Source organism: Gemmobacter sp. LW-1, from assembly GCF_001303875.1.
In the GTDB taxonomy this organism is placed as follows: Bacteria; Pseudomonadota; Alphaproteobacteria; order Rhodobacterales; family Rhodobacteraceae; genus Gemmobacter; species Gemmobacter caeni.
The window spans coordinates 1-1,821 of the sequence record NZ_LJSC01000002.1 but is presented as its reverse complement, the minus strand read 5'-3'; the positions used below and the strand labels follow the sequence as shown (position 1 = coordinate 1,821).

At 67.0% G+C, this 1,821-nt stretch carries 3 protein-coding genes; 2 read left to right on the top strand and 1 reads right to left on the bottom strand.

Annotated features, from left to right (window positions below):
• On the top strand, positions 1-679 hold a 679-nt coding region (locus AO684_RS21690), incomplete at its 5' end, for a molybdopterin biosynthesis protein (protein WP_161805969.1).
• A 68-nt stretch (positions 680-747) separates the two neighbouring features.
• On the opposite strand, the gene infC is transcribed toward AO684_RS21690, so the two are convergent.
• A complete protein-coding gene (gene infC / locus AO684_RS00020; RefSeq protein WP_054300698.1) occupies positions 748-1,287 on the bottom strand; it encodes a translation initiation factor IF-3 in 540 nt (179 codons plus the stop codon).
• A gap of 198 nt (positions 1,288-1,485) precedes the next feature.
• Here infC and AO684_RS00015 point away from each other — a divergent pair.
• On the top strand, positions 1,486-1,821 hold a 336-nt coding region (locus AO684_RS00015; protein ID WP_200907775.1), incomplete at its 3' end, for a hypothetical protein.

Here is a 1,821-nt window from a genome sequence, read left to right as displayed (position 1 = left end):
GGTGCATCCGATGATCACGCTGGCCACACTGCCCGATCTGGCGCGGGCAGAGCCGCGCAGCATGGTCGCGACGGTCAAGATCATCTCTTACGCCGTGCCCGAAGCCGCGCTGGAGGCGGCCTGTGCCCATGCAGCCGGGGCCTTGCGGCTGGTCCCCCCCGTGCTGACACGGGCGGCGCTGATCGAGACGGCGCTGCCCGGCGCAGAGCCGCCAGCCCCCAAGGGGCGCGAGGCGCTGGCGCTGCGGCTTCGGCGGCTGGGTGTGGCACTGGCACCGCGTTGCATCGTCCCGCACCGGACCGCGCCTCTGGCCGGGGCATTGACCGACGCGCTGGCGGAAACGGATGCGGAGATCCTGTTCATCCTGACCGCCTCGGCCACATCTGACCCCGCCGATGTCGCCCCCGCCGCGCTGGTGGCGGCGGGCGGGCGGCTTGAGCGGTATGGCATGCCGGTCGATCCGGGAAACCTGTTGTTCATTGGCGCGCTTCATGGCCGCCCGGTGATCGGCCTGCCGGGCTGTGCCCGTTCGCCCGCGCTGAACGGGGCGGACTGGGTGCTGGAACGGGTGATCTGCGGCTTGCCGGTCGGGGCGGCTGACATTGCCCGGATGGGCGTCGGCGGTCTTCTGAAGGAAATCGCCGCTCGGGGCCGCCTGCGCGAGGCGCCGCCGGAGTAAACCGGGTGCGCTGACAGCAAAACGGGGGCCGGAAGGCCCCCGCTGTTTCTTCTGCCGGTCAGTCCCGCTTACTTGGGCGCGATCATCATGACCATCTGACGGCCTTCCAGCTTGGGCATGGATTCGACCTTGCCGGCCTCCACCACATCGGCGGCGACGCGGTTCAGCAGTTCAAGGCCAAGTTCCTGGTGGGCCATTTCGCGGCCACGGAAGCGCAGGGTGATTTTCACCTTGTCGCCTTCGCCAAGGAACTTCAGCACCGCTTTCATCTTGACGTTGTAATCATGGTCGTCCGTGCCGGGACGGAACTTGATTTCCTTGATCTCGATGATCTTCTGCTTCTTGCGGGCCTCGGCCTCACGCTTCTGCTGTTCGTATTTGAACTTGCCGAAGTCCATGATCTTGCAGACCGGGGGTTCCGCGTTGGGCGAAATCTCGACCAGATCAAGCCCGGCCTCTTCCGCCATGGCGAGGGCGCGGGCGGGCGTCACGACGCCGACGTTTTCGCCGTCTGCGCCGATGAGGCGGATTTCCGGCGCGCGGATGCGGTCGTTCACACGGGGGCCCGTATCGCGTTGCGGCGGGGCGTTGTGGGGTCTGCGGGCTATGGCTTCGGTCCTTCTGCCATTGGAATTATGGGCGCAAAATAGTCTCGCGCCCCGGCCAGTTCAACCGGATTCGACGGATCGGAGGGATCGTCGCGGTCGCTGGTGCAGGATACGGCAATTTCCCCTTCAAATTGCGGCGCCAAACCCCCATCTGGGACGGGAGTGCCAGATTTCGGTGCCACAGGAAGGGACACGACTATGAACAGCAAGGTCATCATTGGCGGTGTGGTCGTCGCGGCTGCTGCTGCGGGCTACTATTTCTTCGGTCAGCAGGCCCCGGGTGAAGCCGAGAAAGCTGCGGAGACCGCGACGGAGGCGGCGCAGACCGCAGCCCAGACGGCCGCGACCGAAGCCGCGACCGCGACCGAAGCTGCCGCGGATGCGGTGGAAGGTGCGGGTGAGGATGCGGCGCGTGCGGCGGCGGAAGCTGCGAATGCGGCGGCCGAGGCCACCCAGCAGGCCGGTGACGCGGCGGCACCGCATGGACGATGCGGCCGTCCTGCCGAAAGCGCACGTTCAGCTTTTCAACGGACA